Annotated in this window: 24 protein-coding genes and 2 riboswitches; of the genes, 16 read left to right on the top strand and 8 right to left on the bottom strand. The window is 67.9% G+C overall.

The annotated features are described in order from the left end of the window. Positions 1-90: 90 nt before the first annotated feature. Together QSK35_RS08800 and QSK35_RS08795 are read right to left on the bottom strand one after the other, a co-directional pair. The gene (locus tag QSK35_RS08800) at positions 91-2,136 is read right to left on the bottom strand and encodes a 3-hydroxyacyl-CoA dehydrogenase NAD-binding domain-containing protein (RefSeq protein WP_285744067.1); all 2,046 of its coding nucleotides are present in this window, start codon (positions 2,134-2,136) and stop codon (positions 91-93) included. Positions 2,137-2,141: 5 nt separating this feature from the next. After that, positions 2,142-3,344 (bottom strand): acetyl-CoA C-acetyltransferase, encoded by a 1,203-nt coding sequence (locus tag QSK35_RS08795; protein ID WP_285744065.1) that lies wholly within the window; start codon positions 3,342-3,344, stop codon positions 2,142-2,144. A 215-nt stretch (positions 3,345-3,559) separates the two neighbouring features. On the opposite strand from QSK35_RS08795, the gene QSK35_RS08790 reads away from it, so the two are divergent. The 8 genes from QSK35_RS08790 (at position 3,560) to glyA (ending at position 10,478) form a co-directional block, all read left to right on the top strand. Next, positions 3,560-4,696 (top strand): acyl-CoA dehydrogenase family protein, encoded by a 1,137-nt coding sequence (locus tag QSK35_RS08790; protein ID WP_285744063.1) that lies wholly within the window; start codon positions 3,560-3,562, stop codon positions 4,694-4,696. Beyond that, a complete protein-coding gene (locus tag QSK35_RS08785; RefSeq protein ID WP_285744061.1) occupies positions 4,697-5,818 on the top strand; it encodes a CaiB/BaiF CoA transferase family protein in 1,122 nt (373 codons plus the stop codon). A gap of 322 nt (positions 5,819-6,140) precedes the next feature. Beyond that, positions 6,141-6,302, top strand: coding sequence for a hypothetical protein (locus QSK35_RS08780; protein ID WP_285744059.1), 162 nt, complete (start codon positions 6,141-6,143; stop codon positions 6,300-6,302). Between the two features lie 170 nt (positions 6,303-6,472). Then, the gene (locus tag QSK35_RS08775) at positions 6,473-6,970 is read left to right on the top strand and encodes a helix-turn-helix transcriptional regulator (RefSeq protein ID WP_285744479.1); all 498 of its coding nucleotides are present in this window, start codon (positions 6,473-6,475) and stop codon (positions 6,968-6,970) included. Positions 6,971-7,073: 103 nt separating this feature from the next. Next, on the top strand, positions 7,074-7,436 hold the full coding sequence (locus tag QSK35_RS08770) for a hypothetical protein (RefSeq protein WP_285744057.1): 363 nt from the start codon (positions 7,074-7,076) through the stop codon (positions 7,434-7,436). An 11-nt stretch (positions 7,437-7,447) separates the two neighbouring features. Then, on the top strand, positions 7,448-7,750 hold the full coding sequence (locus QSK35_RS08765; RefSeq protein WP_285744477.1) for a DUF3817 domain-containing protein: 303 nt from the start codon (positions 7,448-7,450) through the stop codon (positions 7,748-7,750). 57 nt (positions 7,751-7,807) lie between these two features. Next, a riboswitch (glycine riboswitch) is annotated at positions 7,808-7,901 on the top strand. Between the two features lies 1 nt (position 7,902). Continuing rightward, positions 7,903-7,987: riboswitch (glycine riboswitch) on the top strand. Between the two features lie 116 nt (positions 7,988-8,103). Further along, complete coding sequence (gcvT, locus tag QSK35_RS08760) at positions 8,104-9,201, top strand: glycine cleavage system aminomethyltransferase GcvT (RefSeq protein WP_285744056.1); 1,098 nt, start codon at positions 8,104-8,106, stop codon at positions 9,199-9,201. An 11-nt stretch (positions 9,202-9,212) separates the two neighbouring features. Further along, positions 9,213-10,478, top strand: a complete 1,266-nt coding sequence (gene glyA / locus QSK35_RS08755; RefSeq protein ID WP_285744055.1) for a serine hydroxymethyltransferase — start codon at positions 9,213-9,215, stop codon at positions 10,476-10,478. A gap of 161 nt (positions 10,479-10,639) precedes the next feature. Here glyA and QSK35_RS08750 read toward each other — a convergent pair whose 3' ends face one another. Further along, complete coding sequence (locus QSK35_RS08750) at positions 10,640-11,296, bottom strand: COG4315 family predicted lipoprotein (protein ID WP_285744053.1); 657 nt, start codon at positions 11,294-11,296, stop codon at positions 10,640-10,642. Positions 11,297-11,416: 120 nt separating this feature from the next. Here QSK35_RS08750 and QSK35_RS08745 point away from each other — a divergent pair, with 120 nt between their 5' ends. The 3 genes from QSK35_RS08745 to QSK35_RS08735 are packed head-to-tail and all read left to right on the top strand — an operon-like array spanning position 11,417 to position 15,508. Next, a complete protein-coding gene (locus QSK35_RS08745; protein ID WP_285744052.1) occupies positions 11,417-12,670 on the top strand; it encodes an SAM-dependent methyltransferase in 1,254 nt (417 codons plus the stop codon). Beyond that, positions 12,667-13,443 carry a DUF1295 domain-containing protein gene (locus QSK35_RS08740; RefSeq protein ID WP_285744050.1) on the top strand — a complete coding sequence of 259 codons (777 nt, stop codon included), beginning with the start codon at positions 12,667-12,669 and terminating at the stop codon, positions 13,441-13,443. The genes QSK35_RS08745 and QSK35_RS08740 overlap by 4 nt, the downstream gene beginning before the upstream one ends. Before the next feature lie 10 nt (positions 13,444-13,453). Further along, positions 13,454-15,508: a S9 family peptidase gene (locus QSK35_RS08735; protein ID WP_285744048.1), complete on the top strand. Its 2,055-nt coding sequence runs from the start codon at positions 13,454-13,456 to the stop codon at positions 15,506-15,508. A 64-nt stretch (positions 15,509-15,572) separates the two neighbouring features. Here QSK35_RS08735 and QSK35_RS08730 read toward each other — a convergent pair whose 3' ends face one another. The 4 genes from QSK35_RS08730 to QSK35_RS08715 all read right to left on the bottom strand — a co-directional run bounded on the left by QSK35_RS08730 (position 15,573) and on the right by QSK35_RS08715 (position 19,260). Next, the gene (locus QSK35_RS08730) at positions 15,573-16,415 is read right to left on the bottom strand and encodes a spermidine synthase (protein ID WP_285744046.1); all 843 of its coding nucleotides are present in this window, start codon (positions 16,413-16,415) and stop codon (positions 15,573-15,575) included. Beyond that, on the bottom strand, positions 16,412-16,807 hold the full coding sequence (gene speD, locus QSK35_RS08725) for an adenosylmethionine decarboxylase (RefSeq protein ID WP_285744044.1): 396 nt from the start codon (positions 16,805-16,807) through the stop codon (positions 16,412-16,414). Before speD ends, QSK35_RS08730 begins: the two co-directional genes overlap by 4 nt. Positions 16,808-16,838: 31 nt before the next feature. Next, positions 16,839-18,005 carry a type III PLP-dependent enzyme gene (locus tag QSK35_RS08720; protein ID WP_285744041.1) on the bottom strand — a complete coding sequence of 389 codons (1,167 nt, stop codon included), beginning with the start codon at positions 18,003-18,005 and terminating at the stop codon, positions 16,839-16,841. Positions 18,006-18,105: 100 nt separating this feature from the next. Beyond that, positions 18,106-19,260 carry a metallophosphoesterase gene (locus QSK35_RS08715; RefSeq protein WP_352243499.1) on the bottom strand — a complete coding sequence of 385 codons (1,155 nt, stop codon included), beginning with the start codon at positions 19,258-19,260 and terminating at the stop codon, positions 18,106-18,108. A gap of 50 nt (positions 19,261-19,310) precedes the next feature. On the opposite strand from QSK35_RS08715, the gene QSK35_RS08710 reads away from it, so the two are divergent. The 4 genes from QSK35_RS08710 to pabB are packed head-to-tail and all read left to right on the top strand — an operon-like array spanning position 19,311 to position 24,483. Next, positions 19,311-21,128 carry a glycoside hydrolase family 97 protein gene (locus QSK35_RS08710; protein ID WP_285744040.1) on the top strand — a complete coding sequence of 606 codons (1,818 nt, stop codon included), beginning with the start codon at positions 19,311-19,313 and terminating at the stop codon, positions 21,126-21,128. Positions 21,129-21,169: 41 nt separating this feature from the next. After that, positions 21,170-21,664: a SigE family RNA polymerase sigma factor gene (locus QSK35_RS08705; RefSeq protein WP_285744039.1), complete on the top strand. Its 495-nt coding sequence runs from the start codon at positions 21,170-21,172 to the stop codon at positions 21,662-21,664. Next, positions 21,661-22,458: a hypothetical protein gene (locus QSK35_RS08700; RefSeq protein ID WP_285744037.1), complete on the top strand. Its 798-nt coding sequence runs from the start codon at positions 21,661-21,663 to the stop codon at positions 22,456-22,458. Before QSK35_RS08705 ends, QSK35_RS08700 begins: the two co-directional genes overlap by 4 nt. Before the next feature lie 27 nt (positions 22,459-22,485). Beyond that, on the top strand, positions 22,486-24,483 hold the full coding sequence (gene pabB / locus QSK35_RS08695) for an aminodeoxychorismate synthase component I (protein WP_285744035.1): 1,998 nt from the start codon (positions 22,486-22,488) through the stop codon (positions 24,481-24,483). 27 nt (positions 24,484-24,510) lie between these two features. Here the strand turns inward: pabB and QSK35_RS08690 are convergent, their stop codons facing one another. Next, a complete protein-coding gene (locus tag QSK35_RS08690) occupies positions 24,511-24,852 on the bottom strand; it encodes a histone-like nucleoid-structuring protein Lsr2 (RefSeq protein ID WP_285744033.1) in 342 nt (113 codons plus the stop codon). Between the two features lie 376 nt (positions 24,853-25,228). Here QSK35_RS08690 and QSK35_RS08685 point away from each other — a divergent pair, with 376 nt between their 5' ends. Continuing rightward, positions 25,229-25,510, top strand: coding sequence for a metal-sensitive transcriptional regulator (locus tag QSK35_RS08685; RefSeq protein ID WP_285744031.1), 282 nt, complete (start codon positions 25,229-25,231; stop codon positions 25,508-25,510). Positions 25,511-25,523 lie beyond the last annotated feature (13 nt).

Genomic DNA, 25,523 nt, shown 5'->3' with positions numbered 1-25,523 from the left:
CTTACGCTCCGGCCCCCCGTGTCTTACGTTCCCGCACCCGGACGGGTTCCGGACGGTAAGACACAGGGGGCCGGACGGTAAGACTCGCGGTTAGTAGGGCTGGTTGCGGGTGGCGCGGTCGCGCAACGAGGCCGGCGGGCGGAAGCGTTCGCCGTAGGTGTCGGCCAGGTAGTCGGCCCGATCGACGAACGCGGCGAGCCCGGTCGAGTTGACGAACTGCAGCGTGCCGCCCGTCCACGGCGCGAAGCCGAAGCCGAAGATGCTGCCGATGTTCGCGTCGGCGACCGACGTCAGCACGTTCTCGTCCAGGCACCGGATCGTCTCCAGCGACTGGATGTACAGCAGCCGGTCGCGAACGTCCTGTTCGGACACTCCCGCGTCGGGCTTGGTGTACCGCGTGACCAGCTCGGGCCAGAGGAACTTCTTTCCCTCCGAAGGGTATTCGTAGAACCCCGCACCGCCCGACTTGCCGGTGCGGCCGAGATCCACGAGCTGTTGCAGCACGCCGAACGCGGGGTGCTCGCGCAGGCCCGCCGCGGCCGGGTCGTCGGCCAGCGTCTGGTCGCGGATCTTCAGCTGCAGTGTGAGCGTCACCTCGTCGGACACCGCCAGCGGGCCGACCGCCATGCCGGCCTTGCGGGCCACGTTCTCGATCAACGCCGGGTGCACGCCCTCGGCGAGCATCGTGATCGCCTCGATCGGGTACGTGCCGAACGTGCGCGAGGTGTAGAAACCGCGGCTGTCGTTGACGACGATCGGGGTCTTGCCGATCTGGCGCACGTAGTCCAGCGCGCGTTCCAGCGTCTCCTCGGACGTCTTCTCGCCGCGGATCACCTCCACCAGGCGCATCTTCTGCACCGGCGAGAAGAAGTGCAGGCCGATGAACTTCTCCGGCGTGCTGACCGAGGAGGCCAGCCCGGTGATCGGCAACGTCGAGGTGTTCGACGCGATCACCGCGGACGGCAGCGCGGCGGACTCGGCCGCGGGCAGCACCTTGTTCTTCAGCTCGCGGTTCTCGAACACCGCCTCGATGACCAGGTCGCAGCCGGCCAGATCCGCGTCGGAGTCGGTCGGCGTGATGCCGGGCAGGTCCTGTGCCCCGCGAGAAGCCGCCTCCAGCGTGACGTCCTTGAGCACGACCGGGATGCCCGCCTTGGCGCTCACCTCGGCGATGCCCGCGCCCATCATGCCCGCGCCGAGCACGCCGAGCTTCGAGACCTTGTTGCGGCCCGCGGAGCCGCGCGCGTTGATCTCGTTGAGCTGGAACCAGAACGCGTTGATCATGTTCTTCGCGACCTGGCCCGAGGCCAGCTCGAGGAAGTAGCGGCCCTCGATCTTCAACGCCGTGTCGATGTCGACGAACGCGCCCTCGATGGCCGCGGCGAGGATCTTCTCCGGTGCCGGCAAGGTGCCGTGGGTCTTCTTGCGCAGCACGGCGGGCGCGGCGGCCAGCAGGCCGTAGCTGTTCGGGTCGGCGAACTTCAGGTCCGGCAGGGTGAAGCCGGGCACGTCCCACGGCTGCTTCGCCTCGGGGTTGGCGCGAATCCACGCGCGCGCCTGCTCGAACAGGTCCTCACGCGACGACGCCAGCGCGTGCACGATCCCGGCCTGCAACGCGCGCTGCGGCCGGAGTTGCTTGCCCTCCATCAGCAACGGCAACGCCGCCTGCACGCCCAGCAGCCGCACCATGCGCGTCACGCCGCCGCTGCCCGGCAGCAGGCCCAGCGTGGCCTCGGGCAGGCCGAGCTTGATCGAGTCGTCGTCCAGCACGACGCGGTGATGGCACGCCAGCGTGATCTCCAGGCCACCGCCGAGCGCGGCGCCGTTGATCGCGGCCACGACCGGCTTGCCGAGCTTCTCCAGGCGCCGTAGCTGCGCCTTGATCTCCTCGACACCCACCAGCGCCTCGGCCGCGTTCTCCGGCGTGATCTGGATGAGCATGTTGAGGTCGCCGCCGGCGAAGAACGTCTTCTTGGCGGACGTGATGATCACGCCGGTCAGCTCGTCCTGCTCCAGCCGGGTCACGGCGTCGCCCATGAGCGACGCGTACTCGGCGTTCATCACGTTGGCCGTGCCGGACATGTCCATCGTCAGGGTGACGATGCCGTCGCTGTCCTTTTCGTAGTGGAACGGCATGTGTGTCAGACCCTCTCGATGATCGTCGCGATGCCCATGCCGCCGCCGACGCACAGCGTGGCCAGACCTCGGCGCAGGTCCCGGCGCTCCAGCTCGTCGAGCAGCGTGCCCACGATCATGCAGCCGGTCGCGCCCAGCGGGTGGCCCAGCGCGATCGCGCCGCCGTTGACGTTGACCTTCTCCTCGGGCAGGTCCATGTCGCGCAGGAACTTCAGCACCACGGACGAGAACGCCTCGTTGATCTCCACCAGGTCCATGTCCTCAATGGACAGACCCGCCCGGTCCAGCGCCTTGCGCGCGGCCGGGGCGGGGCCGGTGAGCATGATCGTCGGCTCGGTGCCGGTGACCGCGACGGACACGATGCGGGCGCGTGGCGTCAGGCCGAGGTCCGCGCCGGCCCTGGCGGAACCGATCAGCATCGCGGCGGCGCCGTCGACGATCTGCGACGAGTTGCCGGGCGTGTGGACGTGGCTGATGCGCTCGACCGACGGGTACTTGTCGATCGCGACCGCGTCGTAGCCGAGGTCGCCGTGGAACTGGAAGCTCGGCTTGAGCTTGCCGAGCGATTCCACAGTGGACTCGGGACGGATCGTCTCGTCCTCCTTGAGCACGACCGTGCCGTTCTGGTCGACGACCGGCACGATCGACCGCTCGAACCAGCCCTTCTGCTGCGCGACGTACGCGCGCTGGTGCGACCGGGCCGCCCACGCGTCCACGTCCTCGCGGCTGTAGCCCTCCAGCGTCGCGATGAGGTCCGCGCTCACGCCCTGCGGCACGAACGACGTGTCGAACCCGGTCGCGGGGTCCGCGACCCAGGCGCCGCCGTCCGACCCCATCGGCACGCGCGACATCGACTCGACGCCACCGGCGATGACGAGGTCCTCGAAGCCCGACGCGACCTTCGCCGCCGCCAGGTTCACCGCCTCCAGGCCGGAGGCGCAGAAGCGGTTGAGCTGCACGCCCGCAGGCCGTTCGTCGTAGCCGGCGACGAGGACCGCGCTGCGGGCGATGTCACCGCCTTGCTCGCCGATCGGCGTGACCACGCCGAGCACGACGTCGTCGACGGCCGAGGTGTCGAGGTCGTTGCGGTCGGCCAGCGCGCGCAGCACGCCCGCGGCCAGGGCCACGGGCTTGACGCTGTGCAGCGAACCGCGCTTCCCCTTGCCACGCGGCGTGCGGACCGCGTCGAAGATCAGGGCTTCGCTCATGTCCCCACCGTAGGCACGGCCGGGGTGCGTCGCCATGACCGGCGTGGGTGACCGTTTAGCTCATCGGGGCCACCGGGCAGACCGACCTTGAGGTCACACGCGCCACTCCGGACCCGGAGTCTGGCGGATGGCCTGATCTTTTCGCTCAGGTTTTCGCCCGGCCGTGACGCGCGGCGGTCATGGCGGGAGGTCCCTCGCGGTGGTTTCGTGGTGCCATGGCACACCGTCGATCGCCGTGGATGGACGAAGACCTCGACCAGCTGCGCCAGCTGGCCCGCACGTTCCTGGAGAAGGAGGTCGCGCCGCACCAGGAGCGGTTCGCCGCGCAGAAGCAGGTGGACCGCGACCTCTGGCGCCGCGCGGGCGACGTGGGCCTGCTGTGCCTGTCGATCCCCGAGGAGTACGGCGGCGGGGGCGGGACGTTCGCGCACGAGGCCGTGCTGATCGAGGAACAGGCCCGCGTCGGCGACAGCTCGTGGGGCAACAGCGTGCACAGCGGGATCGTCGCCCACTACCTCTTGTCTTATGGGACCGAGGAGCAGAAGCGGCGCTGGCTGCCCAAGCTCGCGTCGGGGGAGTACGTCGGCGCGATCGCGATGTCCGAACCCGGTGCCGGCTCCGACCTGCAGGGCATCCGCACGCGCGCGTTGCGCGAGGGCGACGAGTACGTCATCAACGGGTCCAAGACGTTCATCACCAACGGCAGCCAGGCCGATCTGGTCATCGTGGTGGCCAAGACCGACCCGTCCGAGGGCGCCGCGGGTATCTCGCTGCTGGTCGTCGAGAACGACATCCGGCGCGGCCGCGTGCTGGAGAAGGTCGGGCTGAAGGGCCAGGACACCGCCGAGCTGTTCTTCGACGACGTCCGCGTGCCCGTGTCGCACCTGCTCGGTGGGCAGGAGGGCCAGGGGTTCGTCCAGCTCATGCAGCAGCTGCCCCAAGAACGGCTGCTCATCGCCGTCGCGTCCGTCGCGGGCATCGAGCGCGCGGTCGAGGTGACGCTCGAGTACACGAAGGACCGCACGGCGTTCGGCAAGGAGCTGTTCAAGTTCCAGAACACGCGGTTCAAGCTGGCCGAGTGCGCCACCGAGGCCGCTGTGACCAGGGCTTTCGTCGACGAGTGCATCGAAAAGCACCTGACCGGCTCGTTGGACGTGCCGACCGCCGCGATGGCGAAGTGGTGGTCGACCGACCGGCTGTGCCGTGTCGTGGACGAGTGCGTCCAGCTGTTCGGCGGCTACGGGTACATGACCGAGTACCCGATCGCCCGCGCCTGGGCCGATGCCCGCGTGCAGCGCATCTACGGTGGTACGAACGAGATCATGAAGGAAATCATCGCGAGGTCGCTCTAGATGGGGCCGCTCGCTGGACTCAAGGTCGTCGAGCTCGCCGGGCTGGCGCCGGGGCCGTTCGGCTGCATGGTGCTGGCCGACCTCGGCGCGGACGTGATCCGGGTCGACCGGCCCGCGGCCGTGCCCGCGGTGCCGGGGGACTTCCTCGGGCGCGGCCGCCGCTCGATCGCAGTCGACACGCGCACTCCCGAGGGCGCCGAGCTCGTGCTCAAACTGCTGGAGGAGGCGGACGTCCTCGTCGAGGGCTTCCGGCCGGGCGTGACCGAACGGCTCGGCTTCGGGCCCGCGCAGGCGCTCGCCCGCAACCCGCGGCTGATCTACGGCCGCCTCACCGGCTGGGGCCAGGACGGGCCGCTCGCCGACCGCGCCGGGCACGACATCAACTACATCTCCATCGCGGGCGCGCTGGAGCCGCTCGGACGGCACGGCGGGCCGCCGTCGTTCCCGATCAACATCCTCGGCGACTTCGCCGGCGGCGGCCTGCTGCTCGCCCTCGGCGTGCTCGCCGCGTTGTACGAGCGGGAGCGGTCCGGGCGGGGCCAGGTCGTGGACGCCGCCATGGTGGACGGCTCGGCGCTGCTGACGACGTTCCTGCACAGCATGCGGTCGGCGGGCATGTGGCGCGGGCCGCGCGGCACCAACATGCTCGACGGTGGCGTGCCGTTCTACGACGTCTATGAGGCCGCGGACGGCCGGCACGTGAGCGTCGGGGCGTTGGAGGAGAAGTTCTACGCCGAGCTCGTGCGCGTCCTGGGGATCGAGGACGCGCCCTCGCGTGACGACCCGGTGAACTGGCCCGAGCTGCGGGAGCGGATCGCCGCGGCGGTGAAGAGCCGCACCCGCGACGAGTGGTCGGAGCTCGCTTCGGGGACGGACGCGTGCCTGGCGCCGGTGCTCGACCCCGGCGAGGCGCCCGCGCACCCGCACAACGCCGCGCGCGGCGCGTTCGTCTCGGTCGACGGGCGCGTCCAGCCCGCTCCGGCACCCCGGTTCTCGCGCACGCCGGCGGAGGTTCCCGCCACGCCGCCGACGATCGGAATGCACACGAACGAAGTACTCGAGGACATAGGTGTGGCGCCCGAACAAATTACGGAACTGCGGCGGTCCGGCGTTATTGCATGAGTGTGGCGCACATATAAATAAGGACAGCACGCGGTAACGCTGCGTGTTGTCCTGCCTTGGCGTATGGGTGAGCCCACTTCGGGGCTGTCTGGGGGGCGCGAGGAAGGCGGTTCTGGCCTCGCACACAGGACATCGGCGCAGGGCAGGGCCCTCTTTAGCCGCCATTCGGGTGATGTTCGGTAGCGTGCACGCGTGCCGAACCGGCTGATCTTAGGACCATCCGGGCGTGGTCGATGTTCATCACCAGGGTGAATGAGGGACCATGTCGGGTGAACCGGGCGATCAGTCGCCCCCACGTGGACGAACGGACGGAGAGGGATCTGTGAACCTCAAGAAGGTGCTAGTGCTGGCGGCGGTGGCGCTGGTGCTGTTCCTCCTGATCACCCAGCCTGAGCAGTCCGCACAGGCCGTGCAGACCGTGCTCGGGTGGCTGCGGCAGGGTGCGGAGTCGATCATCACCTTCATCAAGAGCCTCTTCGCGTAGGGCGGTCACTCAACGTCACATTCTGCGCCGACCGTTGGACCTAACGGGTGGAATGAGGGCTATCACGCACTGGTAACGGGTGTTCTCTCGAATCAAGGTCTAGCGGTTGTCGGACCCCTCAAATACGGTGCGCTGCAATGGCCGATCCCCGACCGACGAGGAGGCACTGGATGGTCGAGGACTCCGGGGTCCACGAGCTGTTGCAGCAGTGGGCAGCTGAACGGTCTGACGACGCTGAGATGCAGGAGGTGAACCGGATCAAGAACGCGTGGCTCGCCGAGGCTCCCCCCTCGTCGACGCCTGGCATCCCGATGCAGCGGGGTTCCAGGGGTGGGTCGTCGCGTGGCTTGGTCAAGGTGGACTCAGCCGACCCCGCCTACGTCGCCGCTATGCGGAAGCGCGCGCCGGAGGCACCAGAGGCTCTGCTCGCTGCCGCAGCGAGCTACTGGCAGCTGGTGGGTGACATCGCGGAGGCAGAGCAGTGGTGGGACGCGGGGATCAGCCCGCTCGACCAGCGCGCGCTCGACTACCGGGCCGCCGGGCTCACGCCCGCAGACCTGGGCCGCAGGCTGGGACCGATGACGGTTCTCCAGCACCTTCGCCGTGGTTCCGCCGCGGCCTGGTGTGTTGCACGTTTGCAGCGTCAGCGCCGTGACGGCGTTGCGTAGGTAGTGGACGGCCTCCCGGGATCGGGAGGCCCTGATTTAGTTGCCGCCGAAGTCAAGGCTCCCGTCCGGGAGCCTCTTCGCTGAGCTGACGTAGTCTGACGTCGTGCGTCTCACCCCCCAGCGACTGCTCATCGGGCTGCTGTGCCTGGTGGCGCTCGTGGCGTGCTGCGGGCTCGCCTACTGGCAGTGGACGCGCTTCGAGTCCGCGAGCGGCACGTTCCAGAACCTGGGATACGTGCTGCAGTGGCCGCTGTTCGGTCTGTTCCCGGCGTTCATGGTGTGGCGCATCCGCAAGCTCGACCGCGAGCGCAAGGCCAAGCCGGTTGAAGCACCTCCACCCCCGGTTACTAGGGTTGAGCCCGTCAAACCCGCGCACGTCGATGATTCTTGTGGCGACGATGACGACGAGCTTGCGGCCTACAACCGCATGCTCGCCGAGCTGAACGCGCGGGACGAGCGAGCGTGAGGGCTGGGTCGATGGAGAAGGAGCTCAAGCGGTTCAGGGTGCTGGCCTACGTGGTCGGTGTCGCCTTGCTGGTGCTCTGTGTCGCGCTCGGGTTGAAGTACCTCGGTGACGCGCCCACGATGATGCGGATCGTCGGCCCCGGCCACGGCTTCCTCTACGCCGTCTACCTGGTGGTCTCGATCGATCTGGCGATCAAGGCCCGGTGGAGCATGAAGGGCACGGCCCTGGTGCTCGTCGCCGGCATGGTCCCGTTCCTGTCGTTCTACGCGGAGCGCCGGGTCCACGAGAAGATGCAGGCTGGGCTGCCCTTGTGAACCTTTTCGGCCCGGTGAACCTGCTATCGTCCGGCGGTATCAACTGAACACGGCCGTCGATGTCGCGCGGGAGAGTCCCAGCACTTGGACTGGGCGCCGAAGGAGCAACCCCTCCCCGGAATCTCTCAGGCAAAGCTACCGCCCGACGAAGGCAACTCTGGAAAGCAGGCGCACGCCTCGCCCACGGTGCAAGTCGCTCTTGAGCGGCGAAGCTCTCAGGCTCATGACAGAGGGGGAGGCTCACTCACCTACGAGGAGTCTCCTAGTGGACCGTGTAATCCTTCAGGCGTGTCGGCCGACTGCTCCAGTGCAGCCCGGCCTACAAGCGCGCCCGCACCAGGAGGTCTGACCGGATGGAATCCCGCCTCACGCCGTTGCACGCAGAGCACGAGGCTTTGGGCGCGCACTTCACCGACTTCGCGGGCTGGAAGATGCCGCTGCGCTACGACAGCGAGCTCGCCGAGCACCACGCCGTGCGCAAGACGGCCGGGTTGTTCGACCTCACGCACATGGGCGAGATCGTCCTGACCGGCCCGGACGCCGGTGCGGCCCTCGACTTCGCGCTCGTCGGGCACATCTCGGCGCTCGCCGTCGGCAAGGCCCGCTACACGATGATCACCCAGGCCGACGGCGGCGTGCTGGACGACCTGATCGTCTACCGGCTCGGCGACGAGGAGTACCTGGTCGTCGCCAACGCGTCGAACGCCGCGGTGGTTCATGAGGCTCTGGTCGAGCGGGCCGCCGGGTTCGACACGGTCGTGACCGACAAGTCGACCGAGTACGCGTTGATCGCCGTGCAGGGCCCGGCGTCGACCACGATCCTCGGCACCCTGACCTCGACCGACCTCGCGACGGTCAAGTACTACGCGTCCTACCCGACCACGGTCGCGGGCGTGCCGGTCCTGCTCGCGCGCACCGGCTACACGGGTGAGGACGGCTTCGAGCTGTTCGTCTCGCCGGAGTACGCGCCGCAGCTGTGGCAGGCGCTGCTGGAGGCGGGCAAGCCGCACGACCTGAAGCCCGCCGGCCTGGGCTGCCGCGACACGTTGCGCCTGGAAGCCGGCATGCCGTTGTACGGCAACGAGCTTTCGACGTCGCTGACCCCGTTCAACGCGAACCTCGGCCGCGTCGTGAAGCTCGACAAGCCAGGCGACTTCGTGGGCCGTGACGCGTTGGCGAAGGTCGCGGAGTCCGGGGTGGACTCGGTGCTGGTCGGCCTGAAGACGGCCGAGCGCCGGGCGCCGCGCCACGGTTACGCGGTCCTGTCCGGAACCGATGTCATCGGTGAGGTGACCAGCGGCGCGTTGTCGCCGACCCTCGGGTACTCGATCGCCATGGCCTACGTGGCCAAGGAGTTCGCGTCGCCGGGTACTCAGCTCGTCGTCGACGTCCGGGGCAAGCAGCAGCCCGTGGAGGTCGTCGCACTGCCGTTCTACAAGCGCGCCAAGTAAAGGGAGAATTCATGTCCGAGCAGTTCAACGCCTCCCTCGCGGAGTTCGACCCGGAGGTGGCGGAAGCCGTCGCGGCCGAGCTGGCGCGCCAGCAGGGCACGCTCGAGATGATCGCCTCGGAGAACTTCACCCCGGTCGCGGTGCTGCAGGCGCAGGGTTCGGTCCTGACGAACAAGTACGCGGAGGGCTACCCCGGCCGCCGCTACTACGGCGGCTGCGAGCACGTCGACGTCGTCGAGCGCCTGGCCATCGCCCGGATCAAGGAACTGTTCGGCGCCGGCTTCGCGAACGTCCAGCCGCACTCGGGCGCCCAGGCGAACGCGGCCGCGATGTTCGCGCTGCTGCAGCCGGGCGACACGATCCTCGGCCTGGACCTCGCGCACGGCGGTCACCTGACGCACGGCATGCGGATCAACTTCTCGGGCAAGCTCTACAACGTCATCCCGTACCACGTGTCGGACTCCGATGGTCGCGTGGACATGGCCGAGGTCGAGCGGCTCGCTGAGGAACACCGCCCCAAGCTGATCGTCGCCGGGTGGTCGGCGTACCCGCGTCAGCTGGACTTCGCCGAGTTCCGCCGCATCGCGGACTCGGTCGAGGCCTACCTGATGGTCGACATGGCGCACTTCGCGGGCCTGGTCGCCGCGGGCCTGCACCCGTCGCCGGTGCCACATGCCCACGTCACGACGACCACGACGCACAAGACCCTCGGCGGCCCGCGCGGCGGCGTGATCCTGTCCAACGACGCGGACATCGCCAAGAAGATCAACTCCGCGGTGTTCCCGGGCCAGCAGGGCGGTCCGCTGGAGCACGTGATCGCCGCCAAGGCCGTGGCGTTCAAGCACGCCGCCTCGCCCGAGTTCGCCGACCGCCAGCGCCGGACTCTCGAAGGCGCCCGGATCCTGGCGGACCGGCTCTCGCAGCCGGACGTCGCTTCCGCTGGTGTGAAGGTCCTGACCGGTGGCACCGACGTGCACCTGGTGCTCGTCGACCTGGTCTCGTCGGAGCTCGACGGGAAGCAGGCGGAGGACGTGCTGCACCAGATCGGGATCACGGTCAACCGCAACGCGGTGCCCAACGACCCGCGGCCGCCGATGGTCACCTCGGGTCTGCGGATCGGCACGCCCGCTCTCGCGACGCGCGGGTTCGGTGAGGTCGACTTCACCGAGGTCGCGGACGTGATCGCCGAGGCTTTGAAGCCGGGCGCGAACCTGGACGAGCTGCGCGGCCGGGTCGAGGTGCTGGCGGCGAAGCACCCGCTCTACTCGACCCTCTGAGCGAAAGGTCGTGAGTGGTTTCCGTTGCCATAGCGACGGAAACCACTCACGACCTGGTGAGCGAACGACGGATAGGCGGAACCCCCGGCCCCTTCCCCAGGGCCGGGGGTGTCCCGTTCAGGGTGTTGTGTCTCTCAAATAGACAGTCCTCCTCGGACTGATCAGGTCTGGGGGACGACCGTGCCCGCGGGCAAGCACTCGATGTTGCGCTTGCCGTCCGGCTGGATGACGAACCAGGTGTTGCCCACACCCTGGCCCTTCCACTGGCCGGGCTTCTCGTCCTTGGAGTAGGTGTAGACGGGCCAGTTGCCGATGGCGACCTGCTTCTTGCCGTCCGCACGGGTGATCAGCTTGACGATCGCCGGGTCGACGCCCTCGATCTGGGGCACGGTCTCCGACAGCAGCGGCGGCCACGTGGTCGCGCACGCGTCGTTGCAGTTCGACTTCGTGTCGGGCTTCGGAGTGTCCTTCTCGAACCGGTAGAGCGTGCGACCGTCGCCGTCCTGGACGACCCTGCCCATCTTGGCGACGTCCTTGCCCACGATCTTGATGCTACTGACTGGCGCCTGCGTGGCGGGCGCCTGGGTCTGAGCCTGCGGCGGTTGGGTGTCCGTGGTCGGGGCCTGTGCAGGCTCCTGGAGCACCGGGGCCTGACCCGTGTCCCCGTAGTCACCGAGAACGCCGAGGTCGGTTTCGGTCTGAGCCACCGGTTTCGAGTTCGCGCCGTTGCTCGTGGCGCTCCACACACCCAGACCCAGCACGACTGCCAGCCCTGCGGCAAGCCCGATGGCGATGCGGTTACGTCGGATCACACTCATGTCCTCCTTGTCCGTCCGTTCGCTCTATCGAGGCCTTACGGACTGGTTCACGTCTCGGTTCAGAAACGAACCGAATGCGATGCTGACTCGAACGTCCGGCAGGGAGCGCAACCGCAGGAGGTGCCGGTGATCGTCGCAGGTCAGCTCGCCGCGCTGGGGGAGAAGGTGCTCGGGGCACCGTTGCCGATCGGAATTCGGGCGTGGGACGGCAGCACGGCAGGTCCGATGAACGGGCCGGTGCTGGTCGTCCGATCACGGGACGCGCTGCGCCGGCTCGTGTGGGCGCCGGGGGAGTTGGGGCTCGCGCGCGCGTACGTGAGCGGGGAACTGGACGTCGAAGGGGATCTCACCGAGGGGCTCGCGCGCATCTGGGCGCTCGTCCGGCGGGGGACCACCAAGAGGCCGAAGATCGGTGAGGTGCTCAGGGCCGCGTGGAACCTCAGGCTGTTCGGGCCGAACCCGGAGCCGCCGGCCGAGGAGGCCAGGCTCAACGGGAGGAGGCACACGAAGCAACGCGACCGCGACGCGATCTCGCACCACTACGACCTGAGCAACGCGTTCTACGAACTCGTGCTCGACCCGAGCATGGCGTACTCGTGTGCTTACTTCACCGATGAAACCGACGACCTGGAGACCGCCCAGCGCAACAAGCTCGACCTGGTGTGCCGCAAGCTCGGCCTCGAACCCGGAATGCGCTTGCTCGACGTCGGCTGCGGCTGGGGCTCGATGATCATTCACGCGGCGAAGCACTACGGCGTGCACGCGGTGGGCGTGACGATCTCCGCCCAACAGCGGGAGCACATCGCGCGGCGCATCTCGGAAGAAGGTGTCACGGCCGAGGTGCGGCTGCAGGACTACCGGGAGATCACGGGTGACGGGTTCGACGCGATCTCCACGATCGAGATGGGCGAGCACGTCGGCGAGGAGAACTATCCCGAGTACGCCGCGACGCTGCACCGGTTGCTCAAGCCCGAAGGACGCTTGTTGCTGCAACAGATGTCGCGGGGCGCGAACGCACCCGGCGGCGGTGCGTTCATCGAATCCTATGTGGCGCCGGACATGCACATGCGGCCCGTCAGCCGCACTCTGTCTCATCTGGAGGGTGCGGGCCTGGAGATTCGCGACGTCCAGTCGTTGCGGGAACACTACGTCTGGACCGTGCGCGCCTGGGCCGAGACACTGGAGCGGCGCTGGGACGAGGTCGTCGCGCTGGTCGGCGAAGGCCAGGCACGGGTGTGGCGGCTGTACCTCGCCGGCGGTGCGTTGACCTTCGAGGAGGGCCGGATGGGTGTCGACCAGATCCTGGCGGTGCGCGCGACCGTGAGCGGTCGCAGCGGTATGCCGCGGACGCGGCGGGAGTTGGTGTCGCGATGACCTTCCTCGTCAGCGCCCTCGTCGCGGTGGGCTTGGTCACCGCGCTGTTCCTGTACGCCGACCGAGTGAAGCGCTACGACCTGATCGACTCGTTGTGGGGCCCCGGTTTCGCGGTGATCGCGATCGTCACCGCGCTGCTCGCGGACGGAGACCCGACCCGGCAGTGGCACGTCACCGTGCTCACCGCGGTGTGGGGCCTGCGGCTGGGCGCGTACATCTTCGCGCGCAACCGCAAGAAGAGTGAAGATCAGCGATACGTCGACATCATGAGGCGTGCCAAGGGAAATCCGCGGCTGCACATGTACCGCGTGTACCTGATCCAGGCCGCGATCATGTGGGTGGTATCGCTGCCGGTGCAGGTCGCGCTGCACCTCGACGCGCCGATGAACGTGCTCGACGTGCTCGCGATCGTGATCTGGTTGGTGGGCTTCACGTTCGAGTCGGTCGGCGACTGGCAGCTCGCGCAGTTCAAGGCGGATCCCGCCAGCAAGGGCGCGGTGATGGACCGCGGCCTGTGGCGCTACACCAGGCATCCCAACTACTTCGGCGACGCCGTGGTGTGGTGGGGGCTGTTCCTCTTCGCGTTGCACACGTGGGCCGCGTTGTTGACCGTTGTCAGTCCACTTGTGATGACGTTCCTGCTGGCCAAGGGGACCGGTAAACCATTGCTGGAGAAGGACATCGGCCAGCGACGGCCCGGCTACGCGGAGTATGTGCGACGAACGTCTAGTTTCATCCCCATGCCACCGAAGAAGGTCACGCCGGCGGGTTAGGGTGCAAGGCGTGGGCAACGAGATCTCCTTCCCGCGCCAGCACGCGCGCACCCAGCGGTTCACCCTCGGCGCACCGAGGACCTTCACCGTCACACCCGACGGTTCCCGTGTGTTCTTCCTCCGTGTCGCCACGCCCACCGGCAAGGCGAACGGGCTGTGGGAGCTGGACCCGAAGACCGGGACGGAGCGGCTGCTCGCCGACCCGGCGGTGCTGCTGACATCGGGGGAGGAGGACCTGCCGCCCGAGGAGAAGGCGCGCCGCGAGCGCAGCCGTGAGCAGGCGGCGGGCATCGTCGGCTACGCGACGGACCGGGAGGGGGCGCGCGCGTCGTTCGCGTTGTCCGGCAGGCTTTTCGTCACGGACCTGCGCACGGCCGAGACCCATGAGCTGCCCACCGAGGGCGGCGTGATCGACCCGCGCGTCGACCCGACCGGTACGCGCGTGGCGTACGTCACCGGCGGCGCGCTGCACGTCGTGGACCTCGAGTCGGGCGCGGACACCGTCGTGGGACGGCCGGACGGCGACGACGTCACGTGGGGCCTGGCCGAGTTCATCGCGGCCGAGGAGATGTCGCGCTACCGCGGCTACTGGTGGTCGCCGGACGGCACCCGCCTGCTCGCCGCGCGCGTCGACAACAGCCCGGTGCACCGCTGGTACATCGCGGACCCGGCCAACCCGGCGACGCCCGCCCACGAGATCGCCTACCCGGCCGCGGGCACGCCCAACGCGCTGGTGACGTTGTCGGTACTCGGTCTGGACGGCTCGGCGGTGCCGGTCGCGGCCGAGTTCGACTACCTCAACTCGGTGCACTGGTCGTCCGGCGGCGACCCGCTGATCACCGTGCAGACGCGGGACCAGCGGACCGTGCGCGTTCTCGCGCTTGATGTCGCCTCGGGTGAGGTTTCTTCGTTGGCGGAGGAGACCGACCCGCATTGGCTCGAGGTCGCCTCCGGCGTGCCGGCATGGACGCCCGACGGGCGGCTCGTGCGGATCGTGATGGTGGCCGACGAGTACCGCCTGTCCGTCGGTGACGAGGTCGTTTCGCCTTCGGGGATCCAGGTCCGCGCGGTGCTGGACGTCGCCGACGACTCCGTGCTGATCACCGGTTCGGAGTCCGACTCGACCGTGATCCACGTGTACTCGGTCGGCGCGACCTGTACCCGTCTCTCCGAAGAGGACGGTGTGTCCTCGGCGGTTCGGGGCGGCGACACGGTTCTGCTGGCAACGTCTACTTTGGACCGCTTCGGCGCACGGGTGACCGTCGCCGGCCACGAGATCGTCTCGCACGCCGAGACGCCGGTGATCACGCCGTCGGTGCGCATGGTCACGCTCGGCGAACGCGGCCTGCGCGGCGCCCTGATGCTGCCGAGCGGCCACGTGCCCGGCACGAAGCTGCCCGTGCTGCTCGACCCGTACGGCGGTCCGCACGCCCAGCGCGCGGTGTCCGCCCGCAACGCCCACCTGACGTCGCAGTGGCTCGCGGACCAGGGCTTCGCGGTGCTGGTGGTCGACGGTCGCGGCACGCCCGGTCGCGGCCCGGCGTGGGAGCGGGAGATCGCCTTCGACTTCGCGGGCGCCACGCTGGAGGACCAGGTCGACGCCCTGCAGGCGGCCGCGTCGATCGAGCCTGATCTAGACCTGTCGCGGGTCGCGATCCGCGGCTGGTCCTACGGCGGCTACCTGGCGGCGCTGGCCGTGCTGCGGCGCCCGGACGTCTTCCACGCGGGCATCGCCGGAGCGCCGGTGACGGACTGGCGGCTCTACGACACGCACTACACCGAGCGCTACCTGGGCCACCCCGACGAGCGGCCCGAGGTCTACGACGCCAACTCGCTGATCGACGACGCGGACAAGCTCGCCCGGCCGTTGATGATCATCCACGGGCTGGCGGACGACAACGTGGTGGCGGCGCACGCGCTGCGGCTGTCGAGCGCGCTGCTGGCGGCGGGGCGGCCGCACACGTTCCTGCCGCTGGCCGGGGTCACGCACATGACGCCGCAGGAGCAGGTCGCGGAGAACCTCCTGCTGCTGCAGGTCGACTTCCTGAAGCGGTCACTTTCGTAAAACTCAAGGGGCCGGAGCGTAAAACTCGCGCGAGTCTTACCCTCCGGCCCCGTGAGTCTTACCGTCAGGCGTTGCGCACCTGGTACGGCGGGATGCTGTTGCCCAGCAGCGCCAGGTCGTCGATCGTCTCCGGCTGGTACCCCGCGGCGGGCAGCCGCGAGATCATCAGCTGGGTGGGGTCCTCGACGACGTCGGCGCGCCCGAACAGGTACGCCCACTCGTGCTCGTCGGAGCCGTAGTAGGCCACCGTGTCGAACACCTCGTTGAACCGCTGCCACATGCGCTTCAACGTGGTGTTGCGCCACATGGTCTGGCAGCCGGCCTGCGACACGACGACACCGCCCGGCGTGAGCAGGTTCTTGCACATCGCCAGGAACTCCGCGCCGTACAGGCGGTTGTGCTGCGCCGCCTCCTCACGCTCGTCCGGCAGGTCCACCAGGACGATGTCGTAGCGCTCGGAGGTGGTGCGGATGTACTCGTACCCGTCGATGTACTGCACGCGGATCGGACCGTTGCCGGCCTCGGCGTCGGCCAACTCGGAAAGCGAGTAGCCGTAGGGCAGGTGCTCGGCGCACAGCTTGACCGCCTGCGAGTCGATGTCGATGTGGTCGACGACCGACGCGCCGTGCTGCACGGCCATCTGGCACACGACGCCCTCGCTCGACCCGATCACCAGCACGCGAGAAACCTGGTCGGCCAGCAGCAGTGCGGGCACCATGAGCGCCTCGTGGTACGTCAGCTGGCTGAAGTCCGTGCTCTGCCGGTCGTCGTCGCAGAACAGCGAGACGCCCTGCGCGGTCCGAGCGATCACCAGGTGCTGGAAGTCCGTCTTGGTGTCGACCAGCACCTCCTCCAGCCGCCACTCGCGGGTCAGGCCCGCGCCGAGCGGCTCGTGGATGGTGTTCACGCCACATGCTCCTTAATGCCCCGAGTAACGACGTCCGTGCTCGTGTGAGTAGCGCCCAGAGCGTCGGACAACAACCGCACGGCCAACTCGGGCTTGGCACGGGTGCCGCAGGTGAAGACATCCACGAAGACCGAGCCGACTTCGGGATAGGTGTGTATCGAGGCGTGCGACTCTGACAGCAACGCCAGGACCGTCACCCCCTGAGGTTCGAACTTCTTGGAGATCACCTCCAGCACCGTCGCGTCGGCCTGAGTGAGCACTTCACCAAGTGCGTGCCGGAGGAACCGCTCGTCGTCGAGCAGCTCCGCGCTCACGCCTGAGAGCTCTGCCAGTACGTGCTGTCCCGCGAACAGGCCGACTTCCTGGTCGACCTGACAGGGCGCTTCGGACATCAATCACTCCAAACTATGTGAAATAACCGGATCAGATGCAGACCGTTGCCAACGGCGGGAAACCGTTGAAGCACACGGACGAATAGGACGAGGTGTAGGCGCCCGCGCACAGGATGTCCACGAAGTCGCCCGCCTCCAGATCCAGCGGCAGGTCGTACCTGGTGTGCTGGTAGATGACGTCGTCGGCGTCGCACGTCGGGCCGGCGATGACGACCGGTCCCACCGGCGAACCATCACGTGACGTCCGCAACGAGTACGCGATCGCCTCGCCCTCGGTCTCGGCCAGGCCTTGGTAGCGGCCGATGTCGAGGTAAACCCAGCGGCGTTCGTCCGAATAGGACCTTCGTGAGACGAGCACGACCGACGAGCGGATCAGGCCCGCCTCGGCGGAGATCGCGCGGCCCGGTTCGATCATCACGCGCGGCCGGGCGGCACCGAAGTGGCGTGAGAGCGAGGCCTCGATGCCGAGAGCGAACTCGGGCAACGTCGGCGTGGACGCCTGGTAGACCGCGGGCAGCCCGCCGCCCAGGTTGACCGTGGAGATCTCGATGCCCTCGGCGCGCAGCTTCGCCGCGATCAGCGCGGCGTCGGCGATGCCACCGTCCCAGGCGTTCACGTCGAGCTGTTGCGAGCCCGCGTGGAAAGCGACACCGAGAGGAACGAGTCCCAACTCGTGCGCCAGCCGTAAGAGGTCCGTCGCCATCTCCGGATCGCAACCGAACTTCCGGCCGAACGGATACGTGGATCCCTTGCTGTGCACCAGGATTCGCAGCAGCACGGACGAACCGGGCGCGTGCGCGGCGACCGCGCGGACGTCCTGTTCGCTGTCCGACACGAACAGCCGCACACCCTTCGAGTACGCGTACGCGATGTCCGCGGCCTTCTTGATGGGGTTGCTGTACGAGATCACCGACGGCGCCGCGCCCTGCTCGAGACAGAGATCGATCTCGGCGGGCGACGCCACGTCGAAGCTGGAACCCGCCGCGGCCAGCAGCGCCACGACCTCGGGCGCCGGGTTGGACTTCACCGCGTAGAAGATGTCGACGCGGGGTAACGCGGACGCGATGTCCGCGTGGTGCTGCCGCACGGTCTCCAGGTCGATGACCAGGCAGGGGGTCTGAGGTTTCTCCCGCTCCAGGAAACGCCGAATACGAGCCTCGGTCGCAACACGCCGTTCAACGGCGAAGCTCTCGGCCATTTCCCTTGGGGTCCCCCTTCATCCGTACGCGGGCACGGCCGTCCACTCTAAGGCCTGTTGGTTGAAAACGCCGCATCGGACAGCCGAACATGTGATGGATCTAGCTGGACCGGAGTTCGACGACCGTGATGTCCGGCGGCGCTCCCACGCGTACGGGCGGGCCCCAGAACCCCGCGCCACGGCTGACATAGAGCCATGTGTCATCCACTTTTGACAGTCCGGCGGTCGCGGGCTGCTGCACCGGAACCGCCAAATGGAACGGGAACATCTGTCCACCATGCGTATGACCGGACAACTGCAGGTCCACGCCGCGCTTCGACGCCTCGGCCACCTGAACCGGCTGGTGTGCCAGCAGCACCAACGGCTTCGTCACGTCGCGACCGTCCAGCGCGCGATCGAAGTCCGGTGCGTCTCCATAGGCGCGGCCGTTCACGTCGTTGACACCGGCGAGCTCGATGCCGCCGGCGATCGTCAGCCGTTCATTGCGCAACGGCGTCACCTCGCGCCGCGCGACCTCGCGCAGCCACGGCTCATAACCCGAGTAGTACTCGTGGTTTCCCGTCACGAAGAAGCTGCCGTGCTTGCTCACCAGGTCCTGCAACGGTTCGGCCGCCGAACCCAGCTCCTCGACCGTGCCGTCGACGAGGTCGCCGACGATCGCGACGAGATCGGCGTTCTGCTCGTTGATCAGCCGCACGATGTTCTCGGTGTGCGACCGGCCGAGCAGCGGCCCGAGGTGGATGTCGCTCACCACCGCGATGCGGAACCCGGACAGGCTCGGGTCGAGCTTGCCCAGCGTCACCGGCACCCGCTTGATCACCGGGTCGCCGAGCGCCTGCGTCATGCCGTAGCCGACGACACCACCCGCCGCGAGGCCGGTGCCGATCGCGAACGACTTCGCGATGAACCGGCGGCGGCCCTCGTCGGGCAGCTCCTCCTCGGGCCCGCCCGCCGGCACCCGCACGGCCCGCCGCATCAGGATGCGCCGGGGAATCTCGGCCACGCCGAGCAGCAGCGCCGCGTAGAAGACCAAAGCCAGCCAGATGTAGCCCGGCCAGGCGAAGAACATCCCGATCTCCGGGCCAACGCGCCTGGTCACGACCAGCGTGCTGATCAACAGCAGGAACCCGCCCGCGACGGTGTACGTACCAATCAGGCGCGCGCGGCCGGGCTCGGTCGTGTTCACCACGAACCGGCGCCACACGTACAGATGGGCGAGTCCGAGGGGCACGGCGAGGAGGAACAGGAAAATCACAACACCAGTATCCTTTTCGTTGCCGCGGGCTTGATCGCTGGAGGGACCAGATGAGGTCCGCGTTGCTTGTTTCGGTACTGCTCGTGTTCGGCCTGACACCGCCCGCACAGGCCGCCCAATCCTGGAAGCTCACCAATTCGGACGTGTCGGCGACCGTCGCGTTGGCCGACAACGGCACGTTGTCGATCACTGTCGCCAAGGGATCGACGACCGTGCTCAACCCGTCCGCGCTCGGCATCCGCACCACGACCGCGGACCTGAGCACGGGCCTGAAGTTCGCCGGCCGGTCCGACCGGCGCGTGCAGGAGTCCTACGTCACGGCCACCGGTCGCCGCCGCCAGCACCAGGTGGACGCGAACGAGACGACCCTGCGGTTCACCAAGGGCGCCGACCAGCTCGACGTGGTGTTCCGCGTGTCCGCCGACGGCCTCGGCTACCGCTACGTGCTCGGGAAGCCCGCGACCGTGACGACCGAGGCGTCCGAGTACGCCGTGCCCGCGTCGGCGAGGGCCGTGCTCCTGCCGTGGGACAACGGCAGGCAGGACTACGAGAACATCCACCTGCACACCACGGTCGCGGCCGCGCAGCCGGCCGCGTACGGCTACCCGTCACTGTTCCAAGTGGACGGAACCTGGCTGCTCGTGACCGAGTCGGACATGTCCGGCAACTACGGCGCGTCGCGGATCACGTTGAACAACGGGAAGTTCGGCGTGACGCTGCCGGACGCGCAGACCCAGAGCAACGGCACCACGCCGTGGCGCACGATGATCATCGGCGATCTTGCGACCGTCGTGGAGAGCGACCTGTCGACGGACTTGTCGAGTCCCAACAAGACCGGCGACCTGTCGTGGATCAAGCCGGGCATCTCGGCGTGGTCGTGGTGGGGCGACGGCACGGGCGACCTGGCCCTGCAGAAGCGTTACGTCGACTACGCCGCCAAGGAGACCTGGGAGTACGTCCTCGTCGACTCGGGCTGGAAGACCTGGTCGTCCGGGCAGGTGCAGGAGCTCGTGCGGTACGGCGCGGCGCGCAAGGTCGGCGTGATCCTGTGGGTGCACTACACCGACCTCGACACGGCGTCCGAACGCGACTCGAAGCTGCCGTTGTGGCACTCGTGGGGCGTGGCCGGGTTGAAGATCGACTTCATGAACTCGGACTCGCAGGCGCGGATGCGCTGGTACGACGCCATCCTGGCGGCGACGGCGAAGAACAAGCTGCTGGTCAACTTCCACGGTTCGACCGTCCCGCGCGGCACCGAACGCACGTGGCCGCACGTGATGAGCTACGAGGCCGTGCGCGGCGCCGAGGGCATCAAGCCCAAGCCCGGTAAGCAGCCCTATCCGATTTCGCATTACCTGACGCTGCCGTTCACGCGGAACCTCGCGGGTTCGATGGACTTCACGCCGGTGACGTTCAGCGCGGTGCGCAGGAACAGCGACGCGGCCGAGCTGGCGCTGTCGGTGATCTTCGAGTCGGGGCTGCAGAACTTCGCCGACCGGATCGCGAACTACCCGAACTACCCGATCGCGGAACAGCTGCTGAAGACCGTGCCGGCAGTGTGGGACGACACCCGCCTGCTCGCCGGTGACCCCGGCAAGCTGGCCGTGTTCGCCCGGCGCAACGGCAACGAGTGGTACGTCGCCACGAACGTCGCCGGCGCGGGGCGCACGATCGACGTGCCGCTCGCGTTCCTCGGCTCGGGCACGTGGCGGGCGGAGATCTACAACGACAACACCTACCGCAAGCTCACGTTCAGCACGCGCACCGTCACCGCCGGTGAGACCCTGTCCCTGCCGGTGCAACCCGACGGCGGATTCACGGTGCGGTTCGTGCAACCCGGCCCGAAGATGCAACCCACTCAGCCGTAGGGGGCGTGTCTAACCCGTATCGCAGGACGGGGAGGAACTTCATGAGTGATCGGGACGCCGCGTTCCAGGCCTACTTCGCGGCGCGTTCCGACGCCATGCGCGGCACGGCATACCTGCTGTGCGGTGACTGGCATCGCGCGGAGGACCTGGTGCAGCAGACGTTCACGAAGATCTACCTGGCGTGGCGTCGGATTCAGCGGCACGAGGCGATGGACGCGTACACCAGGCAGACGCTGGTGCGCACGTTCCTGTCCGAGCGGCGCCGGGGCTGGTTCCGGCACGAGTCGGTGGGTGAGCCACCTACCGAGGTGCCCGTGACCCCGTCGGGCCTGCCCGAAGAACGGCTGGTGTTGCTCGGGGCATTGGCGAAGGTGCCTCCGAAACAGCGAGCCGTGCTCGTCCTGCGGTACTGGGAGGACGCCTCGGTCGAGTACACGGCCGAGCTCCTCGGTATCTCGGAAGGAACCGTGAAGAGCCAGGCCGCGCGGGGGCTGCAGACGCTGCGCGGTCTGCTCGCAGAAGAGAGGGTTCGATGAACGAACAGGACCTCAGGCGGGCGTTCCACGACGTGATGGTGGCGAGCAGCCCGCCACCCTCGATGGACCCGTCCGCCGTGTTGCGCAGTGGCCGGCAGGCCCGTTCACGCCGGATGGCCGTGTGGACCGGCGCCGCGGTGATGGTGCTCGTGGCCGGCGTCGGCGTCGGGACCGCGCTGGTGGCCAACGGTGTGTCGGTGCCCGGCCTGCAGTTCGGCAGCAACGGCTCGTCGAGCGGGCCGACGGAGAACAACGGCCGCACGCAGGTCAACGGTCCGCAGGCCGACAAGGGCAAGGAACTGCTGAACGACCTGATCGCGATGGTGCCCGACGGGTACAAGACCGAGCAGATGCAGTACCAGGACCCCTCGTACAACGGCAGCGACATGCAGACCCACCAGGCGCAGAAGGGTGACGAAGCCTGGGAGTACATGGTCATCACGCCGGTGCAGAAGGACGGCGGGGTGGGCAAGCTGATCACCGAGGTGCACGCCGTGGGCAACAAGCTCCCATCCGAGCCGTGTGCGCTGGCCCAGACGTTCTGGGGCATGGACGGCGAGTGCCAGGTGGTCGACGTCGCGGGCAAGAAGGTCGGCCTGGTGACCAAGAACACGAGTGGGCGCGACGACACGTTCGAGCAGTGGGCGGCCTACCGGCATCCCGACGGCACGGTCGTCTTCCTCGGGCAGAACAAGGGTTTCTACGGCAGTCGACGGCCCGAGCTCGGCGCACAGGTCTTCACAACCGAGAAACTGGCCTCGCTGGCCACCGACCAGAGGTTCCACCTGAGCTGAGTTTGTGCAGGTAGAGTGCGCTTCGCAATGCGCACTCTCCTGATCGACAACTACGACTCGTTCACGTTCAACCTCTACCAGTACCTGGCCGAGGTGAACGGAACCGAGCCCGTGGTCGTCCGCAACGACGACCCGCGCTGGCGGCTGTCGTCGTTGCGGGCGTTCGACAACGTGGTGATCTCACCCGGCCCCGGCCGCCCGCAGAACCGCGCCGACTTCGGTATCTGCCGAGCGGTGATCGAGCACGCGGACATCCCGCTGCTCGGGGTGTGCCTGGGGCATCAGGGTTTGTGCCTGCTGGCGGGTGCTTCGGTAGGCCCCGCGCCGACGCCGCGGCACGGGCTGGTGTCCCTGGTCCGGCACACCGGAGTCGATCTCTTCGACGGATTGCCGTCACCGCTAGCCGTGGTGCGCTACCACTCGCTGGCCGTCACGGACCTGCCGTCGTCGCTGGAACCGATCGCGTGGTCGCTGGACGACGACGTGCTGATGGCCGTGCGGCACGTGTCGCGGCCGGCGTGGGGTGTGCAGTTCCACCCCGAGTCGATCTGCACCTCGCACGGCTATGAACTGCTCTCGAACTTCGCGCGGCTGACGCCCGGTGTGCGTGGCGTGACGCCCGAGCCGGTATTTCCTTATGTCGTTACCGAGCGGCAGGTGCACGTCCGGCGCGTGGACGCGTTTCCGGACCCCGAGGAGCTGTTCGCGTCCTGGTACGGGTCCTCTGCCACGGCTTTCTGGCTCGACAGCGGCCGGGACGGCCGGTTCTCGTTCATGGGTGACGCGAGCGGCCCGCTGGCCCGTGTGGCGTCCTATGACGTGTGGGAAGGCCGGTTGACGGTCAACGGGGTGGACACGCCCTGCGCGTCGTTCTTCGAATGGCTGGACGCCGACATCGCGGCCCATCGCGTGGTGCAGCCCGACGTGCCGTTCGACTTCGCCCTGGGGTGGGTCGGCTATCTCGGTTATGAGCTGAAGGCGGAATGTGGCGGTGAGCTGACGCATCGGTCCGAGCAACCGGACGCCTCGATGATGTTCGTGGATCGAGCAGTCGTCTTCGACCATCTGGAACATTGCGTTTATCTGTTGTCGTTGACACCGGACGACCCGTGGCTGTCGCTTGACGTTTCGGCCGTTCCACTTGGTTCACCGGTACGTCCGGCGGGGCCGGTCGAGGTGCAGCTGCGGCACGGCCGGGCGCATTACGCGAAGCTCATCGACGCGTGCATGGAGGCCATCACCGCGGGGGAGACCTATGAGGTGTGCCTGACGAACACGTTGTCGTGGCGCGGCGAGCTGGATCCGTGGGAGGCCTATCGGGTGCTGCGGGCGGAGAACCCGGCGCCGTTCGGGGCGTTGTTACGGTTCGGCCAGTTGTCGGTCCTGAGCACCTCACCGGAACGTTTTCTCCGGGTCTCCCGAGACGGTGTGGTGGAGTCCTCCCCGATCAAGGGCACGCGGCCGCGCGGGGCTTCTGATTCGCTGGATGAGCGGTTGCGGGAATCACTGGCTTCGTCGGTGAAGGACCGGGCCGAGAACCTGATGATCGTGGACCTCGTCCGCAACGACCTCGGTACGTGCGCGGTAGTCGGCTCGGTCGAGGTACCGAAGATTTTCGATGTCGAGTCGTATGCGACTGTTCATCAACTTGTGAGCACCGTACGCGCGCGCTTGAGACCGGACAGTTCCGCGGTGCGTTGTGTACGCGCGGCGTTCCCCGGTGGATCGATGACCGGAGCGCCGAAGGTTCGTACGATGCAGATTCTCGATGGCCTGGAAGCGGGGCCACGCGGTGTCTACTCAGGAGCGCTCGGATACTTCTCGCTGAGCGGAACTGCCGACTTCAGCATCGTGATCCGGACGCTCGTCGCGGACGGCGACAAGGTGAGTTTCGGCGTGGGCGGAGCTGTCGTAGCCCTGTCGGACCCGGCCGAGGAATTCGAGGAGACGGCGGTCAAGGCAACGCCGGTCCTTCGTCTGATCGGTGCTACTTTTCCCGGTCGGGTTAACACGTCGGCCGGCTGACCCGGCCGACGTGTGAAACCGCCCAGCTCAGGAGGCGTGCGCTTCCTGGAACTGCACGACCAGGTTCTGCGGAATGCGACCACGGTCCGAGATCTGGTGCCCCTGTGCACGCGCCCAGTCACGAATCCGCTGTGCCTCGGCCTTGTCAGTGGCCTTCACGCTGCTCTTGCCGCTGCCCTTGCGCTGCTTGCGGCCACCCGCACGACGAGCCTTGGCGACGAAGTCCGCCAGCGACTCGCGAAGCCGCTCCGCATTTTCCTTCGACAGGTCGATGGCGTACTCGACTCCGTCGAGAGCGAAGGTCACGGTCTCGTCGGCTTCTCCGCCGTCGAGGTCGTCGATGAGTTGGACGACGGTCTGCTGTGCCACTGTTCCTCCGTTGTGTACTCACATAGCCCGCGGTGTCCTCGACGTAACCACGTGCTTCGACATCACCATAGTCCACGATCCGTTTATCAGCTAACGTTTCGCCGCTAAAATGTGACTGTTCACCCCCGTTGGGGGGCATTTTCCTGGTGTTATGGGTCCAAAAATGTGGACACCGGCCCTGGTGACCTGGCGTATTGTCCCGGTGAGCCGCGTCTCGGTTCGCCTCGCCGGTGGACGCTCTGTTGCGCCGGTTGCCGGAAATGGCTACCTGGGAATGTGTTCACTCGTGTGGGTTATCTCGCCAGTCCAGTGTCACAGCCTGCTGACACGCGTATCGTTGGGGCATACCCGCCCAGGGTAAGGAAGGTCGGGAGAGATGCACGGCTACACCTCGGACAAGGACGCATACCTCAAGCGACTGCGGCGCATCGAAGGTCAGATCCGGGGACTGCAGCGCATGGTCGAGAACGACGACTACTGCATCGACGTGCTGACCCAGATCTCGGCGGCCACCAAGGCACTACAGGCCGTGTCACTTGGGTTGCTCGACGAACACCTCAAGCACTGTGTCGCGCAGGCCGTCGCTGAAGGTGGGCCGGTCGCGGACGAAAAGCTCGCCGAGGCGTCGGCGGCGATCGGTCGCTTGGTCAAGTCGTGAGGGTCGCCCGCGT

It is taken from the genome of Lentzea sp. NBRC 105346 (assembly GCF_030269605.1).
In the GTDB taxonomy this organism is placed as follows: Bacteria; Actinomycetota; Actinomycetes; order Mycobacteriales; family Pseudonocardiaceae; genus Lentzea.
The sequence above is the reverse complement of the archived record's forward strand: the minus strand, read 5'-3'. Positions and strand labels throughout refer to the sequence as shown.

What these genes read in the sequence shown, in the direction of transcription:
- QSK35_RS08700 (WP_285744037.1), top strand. Translation starts at nt 21,661, where the DNA reads ATGAACGAACAGGACCTCAGGCGGGCGTTCCACGACGTGATGGTGGCG.
- QSK35_RS08710 (WP_285744040.1), top strand. Translation starts at nt 19,311, where the DNA reads ATGAGGTCCGCGTTGCTTGTTTCGGTACTGCTCGTGTTCGGCCTGACA.
- QSK35_RS08800 (WP_285744067.1), bottom strand. Translation starts at nt 2,136, where the DNA reads ATGCCGTTCCACTACGAAAAGGACAGCGACGGCATCGTCACCCTGACG.
- QSK35_RS08775 (WP_285744479.1), top strand. Translation starts at nt 6,473, where the DNA reads ATGGTCGAGGACTCCGGGGTCCACGAGCTGTTGCAGCAGTGGGCAGCT.
- QSK35_RS08685 (WP_285744031.1), top strand. Translation starts at nt 25,229, where the DNA reads ATGCACGGCTACACCTCGGACAAGGACGCATACCTCAAGCGACTGCGG.
- QSK35_RS08705 (WP_285744039.1), top strand. Translation starts at nt 21,170, where the DNA reads ATGAGTGATCGGGACGCCGCGTTCCAGGCCTACTTCGCGGCGCGTTCC.
- QSK35_RS08740 (WP_285744050.1), top strand. Translation starts at nt 12,667, where the DNA reads ATGACCTTCCTCGTCAGCGCCCTCGTCGCGGTGGGCTTGGTCACCGCG.
- QSK35_RS08765 (WP_285744477.1), top strand. Translation starts at nt 7,448, where the DNA reads ATGGAGAAGGAGCTCAAGCGGTTCAGGGTGCTGGCCTACGTGGTCGGT.
- QSK35_RS08790 (WP_285744063.1), top strand. Translation starts at nt 3,560, where the DNA reads ATGGCACACCGTCGATCGCCGTGGATGGACGAAGACCTCGACCAGCTG.
- gcvT (WP_285744056.1), top strand. Translation starts at nt 8,104, where the DNA reads ATGGAATCCCGCCTCACGCCGTTGCACGCAGAGCACGAGGCTTTGGGC.
- QSK35_RS08750 (WP_285744053.1), bottom strand. Translation starts at nt 11,296, where the DNA reads ATGAGTGTGATCCGACGTAACCGCATCGCCATCGGGCTTGCCGCAGGG.
- speD (WP_285744044.1), bottom strand. Translation starts at nt 16,807, where the DNA reads ATGTCCGAAGCGCCCTGTCAGGTCGACCAGGAAGTCGGCCTGTTCGCG.
- QSK35_RS08720 (WP_285744041.1), bottom strand. Translation starts at nt 18,005, where the DNA reads ATGGCCGAGAGCTTCGCCGTTGAACGGCGTGTTGCGACCGAGGCTCGT.
- QSK35_RS08795 (WP_285744065.1), bottom strand. Translation starts at nt 3,344, where the DNA reads ATGAGCGAAGCCCTGATCTTCGACGCGGTCCGCACGCCGCGTGGCAAG.
- QSK35_RS08785 (WP_285744061.1), top strand. Translation starts at nt 4,697, where the DNA reads ATGGGGCCGCTCGCTGGACTCAAGGTCGTCGAGCTCGCCGGGCTGGCG.
- pabB (WP_285744035.1), top strand. Translation starts at nt 22,486, where the DNA reads ATGCGCACTCTCCTGATCGACAACTACGACTCGTTCACGTTCAACCTC.
- glyA (WP_285744055.1), top strand. Translation starts at nt 9,213, where the DNA reads ATGTCCGAGCAGTTCAACGCCTCCCTCGCGGAGTTCGACCCGGAGGTG.